Below are 19,095 nucleotides of genomic sequence, written 5' to 3' on the forward strand. Positions count from 1 at the left end.
GGTTGCGGCGAAACGCCTCAAATCTCTGTCATCGCAGGTTTTCGAGTTGGAATGGCATGGGTGCCATAGTATTGAGCATGCATGTTGTTCTGGATCCTCGTCGCCACGCTGACGGCGGCTGTAGCCGTCGTGCTCATCCTCCCGCTGTTGCGGGCGGCAGCGCCCGCATCGTCTCCCCACAGTCATGATATCGAAGTCTATCGCGACCAGCTCGATGAGCTGACGCGCGATCAGGAGAGCGGCCTGATCAATGGCGACGATGCCGAGCTCGCGCGTGCCGAGGTTGCCCGCCGGCTGCTTGCGGCCGGCGAGGTCGACCGCGCCGCCGCGCCGGTCGCAACGCCGCGCCGCGGTCTCAATTTCCTGGCGCAAGCCTTCGTGCTTCTCTGTCTTCCCGCGATCGGGCTCTGTCTTTACTTGTTCACCGGCAGCCCGGGTGTTCCGGCACAGCCTTTGGCCGCACGCCTCGCCGATCCCGGTTCCGACATCAACATTCTGATCGCGCGCGCGGAAAACCATCTGGCGCAAAATCCGAATGATGGGGCGGGCTGGGAGGTTCTGGCGCCGATCTACATGCGCAACGGTCGCGTCGAGGAGGCGGTCGCCGCCTACGATAACGCTGTCCGCCTGCTCGGGCCGACGCCGGCGCGGCTGGGTGGTTATGCTGAAGCCCTGATCGCGCTTTCGGACGGACTGGTGACCACCGAAGCGCAGTCGGCACTGCGCAGATCTCTCGCCATCGACCCGAACGACCCGCGTTCCGAATATTATCTTGCCCTTGGCCTGAAGCAGGAAGGCAAGAAGGACGAGGCACTTGCCGCCTTCAACCGGCTGATCGCCGGTTCTCCGGCGGATGCGCCGTGGGTGCCGTTGGTCAGGCAGCATGTCGCGGAGCTTTCGGGTGGCGCCGCCGGAAATGCTACCGCCGCAGCGCCCGGAAATCCGAGTGCCGACGATATCGCTGCCGCACAGGACATGAGCGCCGGCGACCGCCAGGAGATGATCCGCGGCATGGTTGAAAGCCTGGCAAGCCGCCTCAAGGAGGATCCCGCCAACGCCGAAGGCTGGGCGCGGCTGATCCGTTCCCATGTTGTGCTTGATCAAAGAGACCAGGCGGCTGCCGCCCTAAAGGAAAGCCAGAAAACCTTCCCCGCGGGTGGCGAACAGGGAAAGCAGCTGCTGGCGCTCGCCCGTGAACTCGGGATCAAGACGGACGGAGAAACGCAATGACGCGCAAACAGAAGCGATTGGCGATCATCGGCGGTGGCGTCGGCTTTCTGACGCTTGCCGTCCTTCTGGTGATGTTCGCCTTCAGCCAGGCGATAGCCTATTTCTACGTACCGAGCGACCTCGCCAAGGCCGATGTCCCGCCCGGAACCCGCATTCGCCTCGGCGGCCTGGTCGAGGCCGGCTCGGTCAAGCGTGGCGACGGAAAGACGGTGACGTTTACCGTCACCGATACGCTCGGCCAGGTGCCCGTGACCTATACCGGCATCCTGCCGGACCTCTTCCGCGAAGGGCAGGGCGTGGTGACCGAAGGCACTTTCGTCGCCGGCAACTCTGTCTTCGTTGCGGATTCCGTGCTTGCCAAGCATGATGAGACCTATATGCCGAAGGACGTCGCCGACCGCTTGAAGGCGCAGGGTGTCGAACTCAGCGGGAAGGAAACCGTTCGTTGATCATCGAACTTGGACATTATGCGCTGGTTCTGGCGCTCGCGACGGCCTTCGTGCAGGCTGCGTTGCCGATACTGGGTGCCAGGCTCAACGATCGCGCCCTCATGGAACTTGCCTCGAGCGCGGCGGTTGCCTGCTTTTTGCTCGTTGCCTTCTCCTTTGCGGTGCTGACCTTCGCCTATGTCACGTCGGATTTTTCGGTCCGTAACGTCTGGGAGAATTCCCACTCGCTGAAGCCGCTGATCTACAAGATCTCCGGTGTGTGGGGGAACCATGAAGGATCGATGCTGCTCTGGCTGTTGATCCTGGTGTTCTTCTCGGCGCTGGTCGCCACCTTTGGTCGCAATTTGCCGGAAACACTGAAGGCGAACGTGCTCGCAGTCCAGGCCTGGATTGCCGTGGCGTTCACGCTGTTCATTCTCCTGACGTCGAACCCCTTTGCCCGCCTGATCCCGGCGCCGGGCGAGGGCAAGGACCTGAACCCGATCCTGCAGGACGTCGGCCTCGCCATCCATCCGCCCCTGCTTTACCTCGGCTATGTCGGCTTTTCCGTCTGCTTCTCCTTCGCCATCGCCGCCCTGATCGAGGGGCGCATCGATGCCGCCTGGGCGCGCTGGGTGCGGCCCTGGACGCTTGCTGCCTGGACGTTCCTTACGGCTGGCATCTCGATGGGCTCCTATTGGGCCTATTACGAGCTTGGCTGGGGGGGCTGGTGGTTCTGGGATCCGGTCGAAAACGCCTCCTTCATGCCGTGGCTTGCCGGCACCGCGCTGCTGCACTCCGCTCTCGTCATGGAGAAGCGCGAGGCGCTGAAGATCTGGACCGTTCTGCTCGCGATCATGACCTTCTCGCTGTCGCTGCTCGGCACCTTCCTCGTGCGCTCCGGCGTGCTGACCTCGGTCCACGCTTTTGCCACCGACCCGACGCGCGGCATCTTCATTCTCGCGATCCTGGTCTTCTTCATCGGCGGTGCGTTTTCGTTGTTTGCCTTCCGTGCTTCCCGGCTGAAAGCCGGTGGCATCTTCGCGCCAATCTCGAAGGAAGGCGCCCTTGTCTTCAACAATCTCATCCTGACGACGGCGACTGCGACCGTCTTGACCGGCACGCTTTATCCGCTGGTGCTCGAGGCGCTGACCGGCGACAAGATTTCGGTCGGGCCGCCCTTCTTCAACATGACCTTCGGGCTTTTGATGCTGCCGCTTCTGTTTGCAGTACCCTTCGGGCCGCTGCTGGCGTGGAAGCGCGGTGATCTGATGGGCGTCGCCCAGCGGCTGTTTGCGGCCGTTGCCATCGGTCTCGTCGTCGGCTGCATCTATTACTATGCCATGAACGGCGGGCCTATCCTCGCTCTGTTTGGCATTGCTCTCGGTGTTTACCTGATCGTCGGCTCGCTGACGGATCTGGCCTTGCGATCGGGGCTCGGCAAGGTGACGGGCAACGTCGCCTGGCGACGTTTCTCCGGCCTTCCGCGCTCGGCCTTCGGCACGGCACTTGCGCACATCGGTCTTGGCGTCACGCTGATCGGCATCGTCGCCGTCACCGCGTTCGAGACCGAAACTGTCGTCGAGATGAAGCCGGGCATGACGGTGGACGCCGGAGGCTACACCTTGCGGTTCGATGGCATGCGCAATGGCAGCGGTCCAAACTACTCCGAGGAATCCGGTCATTTCACCATCACGCGCGGTGGCGTCGTGGTCGCCGACATCTGGTCGTCGAAGCGGCTCTATCAGGCGAGGCGCATGCCGACCACAGAAGCCGGTATCCGCACCTTTGGCCTCAGCCAGCTCTATGTTTCGCTCGGAGACCAGATCAGCGAAGGCGGCATCGTCGTGCGCATCTGGTGGAAGCCGATGATCCTCTGCATCTGGGGGGGAACGCTGTTCATGATGGCGGGTGGTTTCGTCTCGCTCAGCGATCGCCGCCTGCGCGTCGGTGCGCCGACACGCGCCAAGCGGCCGAAGACGATCCCGGTGGGGGCGGCCGAATGAACCGATTGTTGCTCGCGTTCTTTCTGTTTCTGGCGTCGATCGCCCCGGCTTTCGCGGTCAATCCGGATGAGGTCCTGTCCGATCCGGCGCTTGAAGCGCGCGCGCGGGCGATCTCGGCCGAACTTCGCTGCATGGTCTGCCAGAACCAATCGATCGACGATTCCAACGCCGAGCTTGCCAAGGACCTCAGGGTTCTGGTGCGCGAGCGGTTGGCAAATGGCGATAGCGACGACGCCGTGATCGATTACGTCGTTTCGCGCTACGGCGAGTTCGTGCTGCTCAAACCCCGGCTTGAAATCAAGACGATGATCCTGTGGGGCATGCCGATCCTGCTTCTGTTCATCGGCGCGATGACGCTGCTGGTGGCCGCGCTCAAGCGTAGCCGCCAATCGCGCGGCACGCCGCTTTCCGACGACGAGAAGGAAAAGCTGAAGAAGCTGCTTCAGCCCTAGAACCGACGGGCAACCTGGCGCTTTCGGTGACCTTTGCCAACATTACCAAATATTCATTCTCCGGACAGAACTCAGTAAGGTCCCATCCGTTACATCTTTCGTCATCGGCTGTTCCTCCAGTCAGCCAGTAGCGAGATCGCCACCCCCGCGGCGATTTTCGAAATCACGATGTCGAAGCTGCTTGTCTGCGGCTTCAAGGAAGAGAAAAGGCAAAACGGATGTTTACGAACAAATTCCAGCGTCCCTCCCTCAAGACTGTGTTGAAGGCCTCGACCGTTGCGGGTCTTGCGGCTGTCATGCTGACCTCCGGCCTGCCGGCGACGATCAGCCAATCCTTCGCCGAAGCCGTCAAGGTCGATGCGCCCCAGGTGCCGAGCTTTGCCAATGTCGTCGACGCCGTTTCCCCGGCCGTCGTCTCGGTCCGCGTTCAGTCGCGTGCCAACCCCGTTTCCGACGAGGGTAACGGTTTCACCTTCGATTTCGGCGGTCGCGGTCTGGATGAACTGCCCGACGATCACCCGCTGAAGCGCTTCTTCAAGGAATTCGGTGGCCCGCGCGGCGATGACCGCGCCGAACGCGGCCCCGGCCGTCGTGGCCCGCACGGCGAAGGTCGCCTGCGCCCGACGTCTCAGGGTTCCGGCTTCTTCATCTCTGAAGACGGCTACCTCGTCACCAACAACCACGTCGTTTCCGATGGCTCGGCGTTTACGGTCATCCTCAACGACGGCACCGAGCTTGACGCCAAGCTGATCGGCAAGGACAGCCGCACCGACCTCGCGGTACTCAAGGTCGATGACAAGCGCAAGTTCACCTATGTCAGCTGGGCAGACGACAACAAGGTTCGCGTCGGCGACTGGGTCGTTGCCGTCGGCAACCCCTTCGGTCTCGGCGGCACCGTGACATCGGGCATCATCTCGGCTCGTGGCCGCGATATCGGCTCCGGCCCCTATGACGACTACCTGCAGGTGGACGCTGCCGTGAACCGCGGCAACTCCGGCGGCCCGACCTTCAACCTTTCGGGTGAAGTCGTCGGCATCAACACCGCGATCTTCTCGCCCTCGGGCGGCAATGTCGGCATCGCCTTCGCCATCCCGGCATCGGTCGCCAAGGACGTTGTTGCCGATCTGATGAAGGACGGTTCGGTATCGCGTGGTTGGCTCGGCGTTCAGATTCAGCCGGTGAGCAAGGATATTGCCGAATCGCTCGGCCTTTCCGAAGCAAACGGCGCCCTCGTCGTCGAACCGCAGGCCGGCTCGCCTGGCGAAAAGGCCGGCATCAAGAAGGGTGACGTCGTCACCGCGCTCAACGGCGACACCATCAAGGATCCGCGTGATCTTGCCCGCAAGGTCGCCGGCATTCGCCCGGGCACCACGGTCGATGTCGCGCTGTGGCGCAACGGCAAGTCCGAGACCGTCAAGCTCGAGATCGGAACGCTGCCGAAGGACGACAAGGAAGCGGCCAAGGATTCCGGTACGCAGTCCGAGGAAGCCCAGCCGTCGAGCGAGCAGGCCTTGGCCGACCTCGGCATGACCGTGGTTCCGTCGGATGACGGTCAGAGCGTGACGATCGCCTCGGTAGACGAGGACTCGGATGCCAGCGATCGTGGCCTGAAGCAGGGCGAGAAGATCGTTTCCGTCAACAATCAGGAAGTGAAGTCGGCGGACGATATCCTCAAGGTGATCAGCACCGCCAAGAAGGACGGCCGCAGCAAGGCGCTCTTCCAGATCGAGGCCGAGAGCGGCAGCCGCTTCGTGGCGCTTCCCATCGATCAGGGCTGATCGCGGCAGCGAATGAATGACCGGGGCGCCGCGATATCCGAGCGATTTCGCGGCGCTCGCCGTTTGAGGCGAAGTGATCGCCAATCCGGTCGTCGGATTCCGAAACCGGTTGAGACAGACAGAGGTCCGGGACTATGGTCACGCGTATGAAGATTCTTATCATTGAAGACGATATCGAGGCAGCTGCCTATCTTGGAAAGGCGTTCCGGGAAGCGGGCATTGTCTGCGACCATGCGAGCGACGGCGAAAGCGGTCTCTTCATGGCCAGCGAAAACAGCTACGACGTTCTTGTGGTCGACCGTATGTTGCCGCGCCGCGATGGCCTGTCGGTGATCACGGAGTTGCGTCGCAAGGACATCCACACGCCGGTGCTCATCCTGTCGGCGCTCGGTCAGGTTGACGATCGGGTGACGGGCCTGCGCGCCGGCGGCGACGACTACCTGCCGAAACCTTACGCCTTCAGCGAGCTTCTTGCCCGCGTCGAAGTGCTTGGACGCCGCAAGGGCGCGCCCGAGCAGGACATGGTCTACCGGGTCGGCGATCTCGAGCTCGACCGCCTTTCGCACTCGGTTCGCCGTCAGGGCAAGGAAATCCCGCTGCAGCCGCGCGAGTTCCGGCTGCTCGAATATCTGATGAAGAACGCCGGCCAGGTCGTGACCAGAACCATGCTGCTCGAAAACGTCTGGGACTATCACTTCGATCCGCAGACCAATGTCATCGACGTGCACGTTTCGCGGCTGCGCTCGAAGATCGAGAAGGATTTCGATCTGCCGCTGCTTCGAACCGTGCGCGGCGCCGGATACATGATCAAGGATGATCGGACCGCCAGCGCATGAGCAAGCTCGGCGTCCTGTTCCGGACGACCGCCGTCCGTTTGTCCGCGCTCTATCTGATTCTTTTTTCGCTCTGCGCCGCGTTTCTCGTCTTTTACGTCACCGGCATGTCCGAGCGTCTGTTGCAGCAGCAGACACGCGACGCTGTGACTGCAGAAGTAACCCAGATCGAACAGGTCTATACCCGAGGCGGGATCAATGGTCTCTTGCGTTCGCTTGAGCGACGCGCGCGCCAACCGGGTGCCAATCTCTATGTGATCGCCGGGCCGAGCGGCGAAATCCTTGCCGGCAACGTGGCGAGCCTTGAGCCAGGCCTTCTCGATCGCGAAGGCTGGACGGAGAAGCCGTTCGCCTATCAGCGCTATACCGACGAGACCCGCAAGGACAGCCACGTGGCGCTTGCCCATGTGCTGATGCTCGACAACGGCCTGCGCATCCTCGTCGGCCGTGACCTCCAGGAACCGCAGAAGTTCCGTGCCCTCGTGCGCCAGGCGTTGATGGTGGCGCTCGGCATCATGGGCCTTGGTGCGCTCATTATCTGGTTTGCCATCGGCCGCAATGCGCTGAAGCGCATCGACCGCATGTCGGAGGCGAGCACCAAGATCATGGCAGGCGACCTGTCGCAGCGTCTGCCGACGAGCGGCTCAGGCGACGAATTCGACCGGCTTTCCGAATCGTTGAACGCGATGCTCGGACGCATAGAGAAGCTGAACGAAGGCCTGCGCCAGGTTTCGGACAACATTGCCCACGACTTGAAGACGCCGCTGACGCGGCTGCGCAACAGGGCGGAGGCGGCACTGGCGCGCAAGGGCACAAGTCAGCGTGGTGCGCTTGAAGAAATCATTGGCGAGTCTGATCAGTTGATCCGCACCTTCAATGCGCTCCTGATGATCTCGCGTGTCGAAGCGGGCTCTGCCGCTGCCGAGATGAGCGAAGTCGACCTTTCGCAGATCGTGTCGGATTGCGTCGAGCTCTATGAGCCGGTCGCGGAAGATGTCGGCCTGAGGCTCGAAGCGGATGTCGCGCTGGGCACGGTCATTTCCGGCAACCGCGAGCTTGTCGGCCAGGCGCTCGGCAACCTCCTGGACAACGCGATCAAGTACGCTGAAGCTGGCGCCGATCCGCTGATCAAGGTCTCGCTCGGCAGGCGCGACGGCAAGGTCATTCTTTCGGTTGCCGACCACGGCCCGGGTGTTCCCGAGGAAAAGCGCGAGGAAGTCGTCAAGCGTTTTGTCCGGCTGGACGAGAGCCGCTCCAAGCCGGGCACCGGCCTCGGACTGTCGCTTGTGGAAGCCGTGATGGAGATGCACCATGGCGCATTGAATCTTGCCGCAACCGATCCCGACGGCGCCGATAACGGCAAGGGTCTGACGGTACACATGGTTTTCCCGGCGCCCGCGACCTGATAGACCGGTTTGCGGAGAACAGGGGGAAAACGGCATGCAGGATACGATGGCAGGGCACTGGTGGGGCATGGAGACGGCGCCGATCAAACCGGCGAGCCAGGCCGACGCCAAATCCGCGCTGTCGGTGCTGAAGGACATGGCCAAGGGCCATGATTGGATCAGCCGCCTGCTGGCATCCGAAACGCCGTTCAAGGCTTTCGTCGTCTCTGCCTTTGCCCTGTCGCCGTTCCTGCGCGACACCGGTGGCAGTCAGCCCGGCATACTCGAACAGATCTTGACCGAACCGCTGCCGCAATTTCTTGCCGAAAGGGTTCGGCGAGCGCGAGACGCCTGGGCGCCGGCAGAGCCGGGCGTGGCGCTCCCCGACACCGAGGTCATGACGCGACTTCGAAAGGCCAAGCGCGAGCTTGCTTTTGCCGTGGCGCTGGCTGATCTCTCCCGACACTTCGACGGTCGCGAGACGACGCGCTGGCTGAGCGACTTTGCCGGTGCTGCGGTTTCTGCCACGATCGACCATCTGCTGCTGAGCGGCCACCAGGCGGGAAAGCTTGCACTCAAGGATGTGACTGCCCCCAGCGAAGGTTCCGGCGTCGTCGTTCTCGGCATGGGCAAGCTCGGCGCCTTTGAGCTCAATTATTCCTCCGACATCGATCTCGTGGTGTTCTACGATCCGCAGTCCGGCATCGTCGTCGATCGCGACGACGCGTCAGAGACCTTCGGCCGGCTGCTGCGACGCCTCATCCGCATCCTCCAGGAGCGCACCGGCGACGGCTACGTCTTTCGCACGGACTTGCGGCTGCGTCCGGATCCCGGCTCGACTCCACTCGCGATCCCCGTCGAGGCGGCCATGCTCTATTACGAGGGCAGGGGGCAGAACTGGGAGCGCGCCGCCTTCATCAAGGCGCGTCCCGTTGCCGGTGACATCGCTGCTGGCGATGCATTCTTGAAAGAACTGACGCCGTTCGTTTTCCGCAAGTACCTCGACTATGCGGCAATCGCCGACATCCATTCAATCAAGCGGCAGATCCACGCGCACAAGGGCCACGGCGAGATTGCGGTCAAGGGACACAATATCAAGCTTGGCCGCGGTGGTATCCGCGAGATCGAGTTTTTCGTGCAGACGCAGCAACTGATCGCCGGCGGGCGCATGCCCGATCTGCGGCTGAAGGCAACCGAGCCGATGCTGCGCGCGCTGGTCAAGGCCGGCTGGATCGACGAGACGACGGCAGACGAACTGGTCGAGGCCTACTGGTTCCTGCGCGATGTCGAACACCGGATCCAGATCGTGCGCGACGAACAGACCCATGTGTTACCGGAGACAGAGGCGGAGCTGAAGCGCATCGCCTTCATGCTCGGTTTCGAGGACACGGCCAGCTTTTCAAAGGACCTGTCAAAGGTCCTGCGTACCGTCGAGCGACGCTACGCCCAGCTCTTCGAGCAGGAGGCGAAGCTTTCGAGCGAGACCGGCAATCTGGTCTTCACCGGCCAGCGCGACGACCCCGATACGCTCGAGACCCTGAGGAAACTCGGTTTCCAGCGGCCGTCCGACATCTCGCACACGATCCGCACCTGGCATTACGGCCGCTACCGCGCGACGCAGTCGGTGGAAGCGCGCGAGCGTCTGACGGAACTGACGCCACAGCTCCTGCGCGTTTTCGGCGAGAGCCGGCGCGCCGACGAAGCACTCTTGCGTTTCGATCACTTCATTTCCGGTCTGCCGGCCGGCATCCAGCTGTTTTCACTGCTCGGCAACAATCCGCGGCTCCTGTCGCTGATCGTCAACATCATGTCGTCTGCGCCGCGGCTGGCCGAGATCATCGCGGCGCGGCCACATGTGTTCGACGGAATGCTCGATCCCGGCCTCCTGGCGGAGTTGCCGACCAGGGGCTATCTGGCGCCGCGCATCGCCAACTTCGTTGCCGGCGCCCGTCACTATGAAGAAGTGCTCGACCGGCTGCGCATCATCGCTGCTGAACAGCGTTTCCTGATCGGCATTCGCCTGTTGACGGGCTCCATCTCTGGTGCGCAGGCGGGCCGGGCCTTTACCGATCTTGCCGACCTGATCATCGCTGCGGCGGTGGACGCGGTGCTGGCAGAGGTGCGTTCGGTCCATGGAGATTTTCCGGGTGGGCGCATTGTCGTCGTCGGCATGGGCAAGCTCGGCAGCCACGAGCTGACGGCGGGCTCTGACGTCGATCTGATCCTGCTCTACGACTATGACGACGCTGCCACGGAATCGGACGGCGGCAAGCCGCTCGATCCGATGCGCTATTTCACCCGGCTGACCCAGCGCCTGATCGCAGCCCTCTCGGCGCCGACCGCCGAAGGTGTGCTCTATGAGGTCGACATGCGGCTCCGGCCATCCGGCAACAAGGGGCCGGTCGCCACCCGCATCAATGCCTTTGCCAAGTATCAGCGCGAAGAAGCCTGGACCTGGGAGCATCTGGCGTTGACGCGGGCGCGCTGTATCTGCGGTGACGACAGCCTGAAGGCGCAAGCCGACGCCATCTTCGCCGAAGTGCTCGGCCAGAAGCGCGATGTTGCCAAAGTCAGCGCCGACGTGATCTCGATGCGCGAGATGATCGACAGCGAGAAGCCGCCAAACGACATCTGGGATTTCAAGCTGATCCCCGGCGGTCTTGTCGATATCGAGTTCATCGCGCAATACCTGGCGCTGATTGCACCCACCAAGGGCGTGCCACCGCTTGAAGCCGGCGCCCATACGGCCGATGCCTTGAGGGTGCTTGGTGGTGCGATGATGAATCCGAACGATGTCGATACCACGATGGAAGCGCTGGGCCTCTTCACCGAGCTGTCGCAGATCGTGCGGCTGTGCATCGAGGGAGAGTTCGACCCGAAGGAGGCGCCGGCCGGTCTCGTCGACCTCGTCTGCCGTGCCGGAGACTATCCCGACCTGAAGACGCTGGAGGCCGATATCAAGCGGCTGTCGAAGGCCGTCAGGCGAATTTTTCAGTCTGTGGTTTCGGGATAGGGCTGCGGGTCGCTTTCGCGATCGGGCATGCGCAGAGAAATGATGGTGCCGACGTTCTCGGCGGAATGGATCTTCATCGTTCCGCCGTGAAGGCGCGTCAACGAGCGGGAGATGGCAAGCCCGAGGCCGGAGCCGCCCTTGCTCTTGGCATACTGGCTTTGCACCTGCTCGAAGGGCTGGCCGATCTTCTGCAGGGCGTCGCGCGGGATGCCGATGCCGGAGTCTGCGATCGTCAGCGTCACCGCACCGGTGACTTTGCGGGCGCGTAACGAGATTCGCCCGCCTTCATTGGTGAACTTGACGGCGTTCGACAGGAGGTTGAGCAGCACCTGCTTCATCGCCCGACGATCAGCGACCACGGTCAGGCCCGAAGCGATATGCTGCACCACATGGATGTTCTTCTGCTGCGCCGGGATCGTGGTGAAGCGGATCGTCTCCTCGATCAGCGGTGCCAGATCGATCGTCTCGCGACTGATGCGCATATGTCCCGCCTCGATCTTCGACATGTCCAGGATGTCGTTGATCACGTTCAGGAGGTGTTTGCCGCTCTCGTGGATGTCGCGCGAGTACTCATCGTACTTCTCTGAGCCGAGCGGCCCGAACATCTGGGTCTGCAGGATCTCCGAAAAGCCGAGGATGGCGTTGAGCGGGGTCCTCAGCTCATGGGACATGTTGGCCAGGAATTCCGACTTGGCGCGGTTTGCTGCCTCGGCGCGTTCCTTCTCCGCCTGGTAGTTGGCGTTGGCGATCGAAAGCTCCGTCTTCTGCCTTTCCAGCGTCATGCGCGAGGCCGAGAGATCGCCGATGGTCGCCATCAGCCGGCGCTCGGATTCGCGCAGCCGCACCTGGTGCCGCTTCAGAAGCGTGATGTCGGTGCCTACAGAAACGAGGCCGCCGTCTCGCGTGCGCCGTTCGTTGATCTGCAGCCAGCGCTCGTCGGCGAGCTGCACTTCCGTCGTTTGCGAGTGGTTGCTCCGGTCCGGATCGGCGATGCGGCGCTCCACCACCGGACGGGCTGCCGCTGCGTGAACGGCGATGCGTTCCGTGCCCGGCACCAGCACGTGGTCTGGAAGCTTGTAGGCTTCCTGGTAGTGCGTGTTGCACATGACCAGCCGATCCTGCTTGTCCCAGAGCACGAAGGCTTCGGACGTGCATTCGATCGCATCCGCAAGGCGCTGGTCAGCTTCCGCGTAACGCTGGGCCAGGCGATGCTGTTCGGTGACGTCCATGGCGATGCCGATGAGATGGGCGCGGCCGGAAACGGTGCGGATGATCTCGGCGCGGGCGCGCAGCCAGACATAGTGGCCGTCCGCATGGCGCATGCGGAACACCTGGTCGATCTGGCGTGCATCGCCGCGGGCGATCGTGCGGGCAACGCCATAGATCCCGCGATCGTCGGGATGCATCAGCCGGGCGGCGTCGCCGAAGGACAGCACGCTGCTTTCGCCGGGCATGCCCAGCATTTCGTACATCGACCGCGACCAGAACAGCCGTCGGTTGGCAAGGTCGAAATCCCAGAGGCCGCAGCGGCCGCGCGACAGCGCGGTCTCTACCCGCAGGTTTGATTCGACAAACACCGAGTCGGCGTCGCGGGCCCGTTTGGCCTGGATGTAGTATGCATAAAGGACCACCAGCAGGATCGCCGAAATGCCGGCAAACAGCGTCACATTGAGCGACACCTCGTCGCGCCACGCCGTTTCCAGCTGGGTCACCGGCGTTGCTGCCAGGATGACGCCGGCCGCTTCCGGCAACTGCGCCAAGGCGACGATATGGTCGATGCCGTCGATGGCCGTCTTCATGATGCTGGAATGTTCGCCGTAATACTGCAGCGTGGCGATATCTGGTGCCACCGAGGCAAGTGTCCGGCCGATCAGCGGCACGCCATCCGGCGTGCTGGCGAAGATCCGGCCATCCTTGCGCACAGTCAAAAGGAACGTGCCCGGATCGAGCATGGTGGTGGGCAAGTACTGGGTCAGGCGCTGCTCAGCGTCCCAACGGCGGCCCTCGTCGAACAGCGTCATGCCGTCGGCCTGAAACGCTGCGACAGCGGTGGCGGCTGCGAGCCCGACGGTCTGGCGCGAGCTGTCCTCCATCCTGCTGTGTTCGTCCATGATGCCGGACATGCGCGAAACCGCGACGATGATCAGGAATGCGATGATGAGGATCGGGATGGAACGCTTGAGAATGGGCTCCGCGCTCGCCAGACGCTGCGACGTCGGCTCGGCGAAAATCTTCGCCTGCGAGATGAACTCGCTTTCCAGGCCGGCAAAGCCCGGAAACCTGAGTCGCAACCGCCCGTCGGCTGCGCTCGCTGGTCGCGCGTCCGCCATCTTACCCAATGTGAAACCCTCTGATGATTCGGCGCGCCGCTCGCCCGAATCTGACTCAATGAATCACAGGGCGATTCGCCTTGTCCAGAGGAAAGGGTAAAGATTTCTTAACCATTTCTTATCGTTGGAAAATAATAGGCCGGGTCGCCCAAGCGGCCCGGCCTCTCGATAACACCTGTTTTTCCCAGGTTTTTCAGGCCTTGAGCATGCGCTCGACGATGTCGCTGACATCGGCTGAAAGCTTGGTCGCGCTTACAATTTCCTTCAACGCATTGCGGGCGTGACCGGCGCGCACGTCTTCGAGCGAGCGCCAGGAGCGCATCGAGGTCAGGATGCGCGCTGCGAGTTGCGGATTGCGCGGATCGATGTCGAGGATCTGCTTGGCGAGGAAACGATACCCCTCGCCATCGGCGCGGTTGAAACCTGTCGGATTGGCGAAGGCGTAGCTGCCGATCAGCGACCGCACGCGGTTCGGATTGTTACCGTTGAAAAGCGGCTCCGTCATCAGGGTCTTGATGCGATCGAGCGTGCCGGCGCCCGGGATCGTCGCCTGAACGGCGAACCACTTGTCGATGACGAGCGCGTTGTCGGCAAATCGCTTGCGGAAGGTTGCCAGTGCCTGAGCCGTCTCGGCTGCGTCCGGGAACCGGTGCGCCAGCAGCGCCAGCGCATGGCTGAGGTCGGTCATGTTGTCGGCGGCTGCGAAGGCTTCGGCCGCCCGCGCCGGATTGTCTTCGCCATGGACGAGGTAGGTGAGGGCGGCGTTGCGCAGAGCGCGGCGTCCGGCACTTTCCGCATCCGGGCTGAAGGCAGCCTTCGACGCCATTTCGTCCGCGAGCCGGAGGAAGGTCTCGCGTCCGGCAACGGCGATCGCCTTGAGGACCTGCTGCCGGGCGGTATGGATGGCGTCTGGATCGTTGTCGGCGCCGATCTCGCGGGCGATGTCGGCTTCACTTGGCAGCGACAGCGCCTGCGACCGGAATGCCGGCTCAAGAGTGTCGTCGGCGGCCGCGCCGATAAGGCCATCGATGAGGGCTCTTTCGACAGTGACGGATTTGCCAGCACGAACGTCGGCTGTCGCTGATACCAGATTGGCAAGCGCAATGGCGTTGAGCGCCTGCCAACGGGCGAACAGATCGCTCTCATGCCGGGCGATCAGCGCCAGATCGTCGTCGGACTGCTCGATATGCAGGTTGATCGGGGCAGAAAAGCCGCGGTTGAACGATGGAACCGGGCGCGAGGTGATACCGGAGAACACCACCCATTGCTTACGCTCGGTGAGATGGAGCACGTCGCCGGTGATGTCGGCGCCCGACACGCTCGAAAGGTCGGCTTCCGCACCGTTTTCAAGCAGCAGGCCCATGCGCAACGGAATGTGCATCGGCTCCTTGGCACTTTGCCCAGGTGTCGCCGGCACGGTCTGTTCGAGCGACAGTGTGAAGGTCTGTTTTGCCGCGTCATAGGCGCCGGAGGCCGTCACCAGCGGTGTGCCTGCCTGATGGTACCAGAGCGAGAACTGGCTGAGATCGCGGCCGTTGACTTCAGCGAAGCAGGCGATGAAATCCTCGATCGTCACAGCCTGGCCGTCGTGGCGCTCGAAATAGAGATCCATGCCCTTCTTGAACAGGTCGCGACCGAGAATGGTCGCGATCATCCGGGTGACTTCGGAGCCCTTCTCATAGACGGTCGTCGTGTAAAAATTGTTGATTTCGCGATACTTCGTCGGCCGGACCGGGTGGGCGAGGGGGCCCGCATCCTCGGGGAACTGTTCCGATTTCAGGTGCCGGACTTCGGCGATGCGCTTGACGGCGCGCGAACGCATGTCGGCAGAAAACTCGTGGTCGCGGTAAACCGTCAGGCCTTCCTTGAGGCAGAGCTGGAACCAGTCGCGGCAGGTGATGCGGTTGCCGGTCCAGTTGTGGAAGTATTCGTGTGCGATGATCGCTTCGATGTTGGCGTAGTCGGCGTCGGTCGCCGTTTCCGGGTCGGCCAGCACGTATTTGTCGTTGAAGACGTTGAGCCCCTTGTTCTCCATGGCGCCCATGTTGAAGTCGGAGACGGCGACGATCATGAAGATGTCCAGATCGTATTCGCGGCCGAAGACGTCTTCGTCCCACTTCATCGAGCGCTTCAGCGCGTCCATGGCGTAAAATGCGCGCGGCTCCTTGCCGTGCTCGACATAGATCTTCAGCGCGACCTCGCGGCCAGACAGGGTGGTGAACGTGTCCTCGACTACGCCGAGGTCGCCGGCAACCAGCGCAAAGAGATAGCTGGGCTTTGGATGCGGATCGAACCAGGCGGCAAAATGCCGGCCATCGCCCATGTCGGCGCCGCCGAGATAGTTACCGTTGGAAAGCAGCAGCGGCGCGGACTTCTTGTCGGCGATGATGTTGACCGTATAGACGGCGAGAACATCAGGGCGATCCGGGAAATAGGTGATGCGGCGGAAGCCTTCCGCCTCGCACTGCGTGCAATAGACGCTGTTGGTGCGGTAGAGACCCATCAGCTTGGTGTTGGTCTCGGGCGAGAGCAACGTGGTGATGGTGACTTCGAACGGGGCGGTCTCGGGCAGGCCACGGATGGTCAGCGTATCGTCGGTCACGTCGTAGAGCGAGGCTGCAAGCTCTTCCTGGTCGAGCAGCAGGCCGGTCATGACGAGTTCGTCGCCGTCGAGAACCAGGGGCGCCGATGCGTCCACGCCTTCCCGCCGATGCAGGATCAGCCGCGCTTCGACCTTCGTTTCCTTCGGGTCTAGTTCGAAGGTCAGATCCACTCTTTCAAGAACGAAGTCGGTCGGCCGGTAGTCTTCCAGATGAATGATCTGGCCAGTATTTGTCCGCATGGTCAGTCCCGCTCGCGCCTTGCTACTGGTGGATTTGTAGAGGGCGCTTGTGATGGTGAAAAGGCCAAAGGGCGAAAAGCCGGATATGCCACACGATTGTGATGCCGGCGACCGCACTTCCGGCAGAAAAGACATGGCGTCCGGTATTCTTCCCGCTCCCTTATCGCTTTGACGTGTATCGAAGTGGCACTAACAAGAAATAAACCGGAAAGGTTTTTTTCGACCTCGCTAAAGAAATCTTTGCGGCCGGCGCGACGACTGCGAATTCATCAAGAAAAAACACAAGTCATCAAGAAGTTTGATCCGACTTTCGCGGGCAGCACGGCTACAGTGACATGGTTCTCCGGTGAGCTTCTCACCCAAATCTCCCAAACTGTCGCCGCTGCGGTCCTTGTCCGCGCAGGCCCGAGAAGTGCTTTCCATGGATGCCGAAGTCGAAAACCCGATGAAAGGGATCCTGCTCAAGGTCCTTTCGGTCGTCATTTTCGTTTGCATGTCGACCCTGATCAAGGCGGCGGGAACCGATATCGCCACTGGCCAGATCACCTTCTATCGATCCGCATTCGCCATGGTGCCGATCCTCGGTTATCTCGCCTTTCGCGGCAAAGTGCGCGATGCATTCAAGACGAAAGACCTGGGTGGCCACATCGCGCGCGGCTTCGTCGGTATCCTGGCAATGAGCTTCGGCTTTTATGGTCTTGTGCATTTGCCGCTCCCGGAAGCCATCGCCATCGGCTATGCGATGCCGCTGATCGCCGTTGCCTTTGCCGCGATCTTTCTCGGCGAGACCGTCCGCCTCTACCGCTGGTCTGCTGTCGCCATCGGCCTGGTCGGCGTCATGATCATCACCTGGCCGCGGCTGACGCTGTTTCGTGAAGGTGGTCTGGGGTCGTCCGAGGCGCTCGGAGCGGCAGCGGTGCTGCTTTCGGCAGCCCTCGGCGCGATTGCCATGGTGCTGGTGCGCAAGCTGGTGAAGGCCGAGCGCACCCACACGATCGTGCTCTACTTCTCGCTCTCGGCCTCGGTCTTTTCGCTGGCCACCCTGCCGTTCGGCTGGCCAAGCATCTCGCAGGAAGCGTTCCTCTTGCTGATGGTCGCCGGTTTTTGCGGCGGCGTGGCGCAGATCCTGTTGACCGAAAGCTACCGCCACGCCGACATGTCGACGATTGCGCCGTTCGAATACACGTCGATCGTGCTCGGCCTGATCATCGGCTATTTTCTGTTCGAGGACATTCCGACGGGCACGATGCTGATCGGCACTGCCATCGTCGTCGGCGCCGGCATCTTCATCATCTTTCGCGAACATCGTCTCGGGTTGGAGCGCAAGGGCGCGCGCAAGCACGTCACGCCCCAGGGCTGACATCCCGGATCTACTCTGGCTGGCGCTCCCAGGCCGGCACCGTGTCGTCCTCGATCAGCCTCTCCTGCGATGCCTGCTGGGCGGTCGGGCTTGTGACGTCGGGTCCCGGTGTCGGCAGCACCGTGGTCGCCTGGAAGTCGGTCTTGGCGACGAGGCCTTCGTGCTGGCCGCGCCGCAGGATGCGCCAGGCGGCGTAACCTCCATAGAGAGCGAAGTAGACGGCAAGCACGATGAACAGTGCCGCCGGCCCGAAGCGGTCCATCACGGGCCCGACCATGAGCGGGCCGGAGATCGTGCCAAGGCCGTAGGTGATCATCAGGCCTGAGGAGATCTCGACATACTCGTCCGGTTTGGCGAGGTCGTTGGCATGCGCGACGTTGAGCGCATAGATCGGGAACAGCACCGAGCCGACGAAGGCAGCAATCACATAGAGCACCGTCGGGCTGCTGCCGATGGAGGCAGACATGACCAGGCAGGAGATAACCCCGACGATACCGCAGCCGGCCATGACGATGCGCCGGTCGATGCGATCCGAGGCGCGGCCGATCGGGATCTGCGAAATGGCGCTGCCGGTCAGGAGCGAGGCAAGCAGGGTTGCGCCTTCAGCCGTCGAGAGGCCGATCTTCTGGGTAAACACGCCGCCGAGATTGAGCCAGGCGCCCGAAAGTGCGCCGGCGAGAAAGCCGCCGACCACGGCCACGGGAGAGCGGCGAAACAGTCCGGGAATATCGAACCGCGCCTGTGCCGGCGGTGCCGGCATGGGAGAGGAGGAGAGCGCCGTCGGCAGCAGCGCCAAAGAGAACAGCACGCCGCACAGGATGAAGAGCGACGTGTTGGTCGGGTCTCCGAGCGGCACCATGTATTGCCCGCCGATGGTGCCGACCATCGTGGTGATGAGGTAGAGCGAGAACAGCATGCCGCGGTTCTCGTTGGTCACCCTTTCGTTGAGCCAGCTTTCGATGACGAGATAGCTGCCGGAAATGGCAAAGCCGGATATGGCGCGAAAGACGATCCACAGGCGCCAGTCGACGACGAGCCCGCAAAGCAGGATGGCGATCGAAAGCAGGGTGATCAGTGCCGTGAAGACGCGGACATGGCCGACGCGCAGCACGAATTTCGGCGTGACGATGCAGGAGAGCGTGAAGCCGACCGTGTAGCCGGTGGCGATGACCGAGACAGTCAGCGTCGACCAGTTCTCGGCGACGGATCGAACTGGGATGACATAGCTCTGAAGCCCGAAGGCCACCATCATCAACAGGGTGGACAGCATCAGGCTGAGGACGGAAGCGAGACTGGCCAGCATCGGCGCTCCTGAAAACAAATACGCGCCGAGTTGACCAACCGGATGGCTGGCAACGAAGGCGCGACGTGGAGCGAGGGCAGTCAGGCGGTGATGCCGGATGAACCGATCGCTTCAAACTCGAAACGAGTGTGGCTG

Annotated in this window: 12 protein-coding genes; 9 read left to right on the plus strand and 3 right to left on the minus strand. The window is 62.5% G+C overall.

What is annotated here, in order from left to right:
• The first annotated feature begins 81 nt into the window (after positions 1-81).
• The 8 genes from ccmI (at position 82) to AC1Q80_RS05385 (ending at position 11,125) form a co-directional block, all read left to right on the plus strand.
• Positions 82-1,230: a c-type cytochrome biogenesis protein CcmI gene (gene ccmI, locus AC1Q80_RS05350; protein WP_492359810.1), complete on the plus strand. Its 1,149-nt coding sequence runs from the start codon at positions 82-84 to the stop codon at positions 1,228-1,230.
• Positions 1,227-1,679: a cytochrome c maturation protein CcmE gene (gene ccmE / locus AC1Q80_RS05355; RefSeq protein WP_173419375.1), complete on the plus strand. Its 453-nt coding sequence runs from the start codon at positions 1,227-1,229 to the stop codon at positions 1,677-1,679. The genes ccmI and ccmE overlap by 4 nt, the downstream gene beginning before the upstream one ends.
• A complete protein-coding gene (locus AC1Q80_RS05360; protein ID WP_492359811.1) occupies positions 1,676-3,664 on the plus strand; it encodes a heme lyase CcmF/NrfE family subunit in 1,989 nt (662 codons plus the stop codon). The genes ccmE and AC1Q80_RS05360 overlap by 4 nt, the downstream gene beginning before the upstream one ends.
• Positions 3,661-4,116: a cytochrome c-type biogenesis protein gene (locus AC1Q80_RS05365; RefSeq protein ID WP_492359812.1), complete on the plus strand. Its 456-nt coding sequence runs from the start codon at positions 3,661-3,663 to the stop codon at positions 4,114-4,116. Before AC1Q80_RS05360 ends, AC1Q80_RS05365 begins: the two co-directional genes overlap by 4 nt.
• Before the next feature lie 218 nt (positions 4,117-4,334).
• Entirely contained in the window at positions 4,335-5,894 is a 1,560-nt protein-coding gene (locus AC1Q80_RS05370; RefSeq protein ID WP_173419378.1) for a Do family serine endopeptidase, read from the plus strand.
• A 134-nt stretch (positions 5,895-6,028) separates the two neighbouring features.
• A complete protein-coding gene (locus tag AC1Q80_RS05375; RefSeq protein WP_173419379.1) occupies positions 6,029-6,730 on the plus strand; it encodes a response regulator transcription factor in 702 nt (233 codons plus the stop codon).
• Positions 6,727-8,133, plus strand: coding sequence for a sensor histidine kinase (locus tag AC1Q80_RS05380; protein WP_492359813.1), 1,407 nt, complete (start codon positions 6,727-6,729; stop codon positions 8,131-8,133). The genes AC1Q80_RS05375 and AC1Q80_RS05380 overlap by 4 nt, the downstream gene beginning before the upstream one ends.
• Before the next feature lie 34 nt (positions 8,134-8,167).
• Entirely contained in the window at positions 8,168-11,125 is a 2,958-nt protein-coding gene (locus AC1Q80_RS05385; protein ID WP_492359814.1) for a bifunctional [glutamine synthetase] adenylyltransferase/[glutamine synthetase]-adenylyl-L-tyrosine phosphorylase, read from the plus strand.
• Here AC1Q80_RS05385 and AC1Q80_RS05390 read toward each other — a convergent pair.
• Entirely contained in the window at positions 11,104-13,464 is a 2,361-nt protein-coding gene (locus tag AC1Q80_RS05390; RefSeq protein ID WP_173419382.1) for a PAS domain-containing sensor histidine kinase, read from the minus strand. The two genes, AC1Q80_RS05385 and AC1Q80_RS05390, sit on opposite strands and share 22 nt — an antisense overlap.
• A 184-nt stretch (positions 13,465-13,648) precedes the next feature.
• On the minus strand, positions 13,649-16,297 hold the full coding sequence (pepN, locus tag AC1Q80_RS05395; RefSeq protein WP_492359815.1) for an aminopeptidase N: 2,649 nt from the start codon (positions 16,295-16,297) through the stop codon (positions 13,649-13,651).
• Positions 16,298-16,718: 421 nt separating this feature from the next.
• On the opposite strand from pepN, the gene AC1Q80_RS05400 reads away from it, so the two are divergent.
• The gene (locus AC1Q80_RS05400; protein WP_492359816.1) at positions 16,719-17,657 is read left to right on the plus strand and encodes a DMT family transporter; all 939 of its coding nucleotides are present in this window, start codon (positions 16,719-16,721) and stop codon (positions 17,655-17,657) included.
• A 10-nt stretch (positions 17,658-17,667) separates the two neighbouring features.
• On the opposite strand, the gene AC1Q80_RS05405 is transcribed toward AC1Q80_RS05400, so the two are convergent.
• A complete protein-coding gene (locus AC1Q80_RS05405; RefSeq protein WP_209787027.1) occupies positions 17,668-18,960 on the minus strand; it encodes an MFS transporter in 1,293 nt (430 codons plus the stop codon).
• Between the last annotated feature and the right edge of the window lie 135 nt (positions 18,961-19,095).

The organism is Ensifer sp. GW823-FHT05D09 (genome assembly GCF_058795755.1).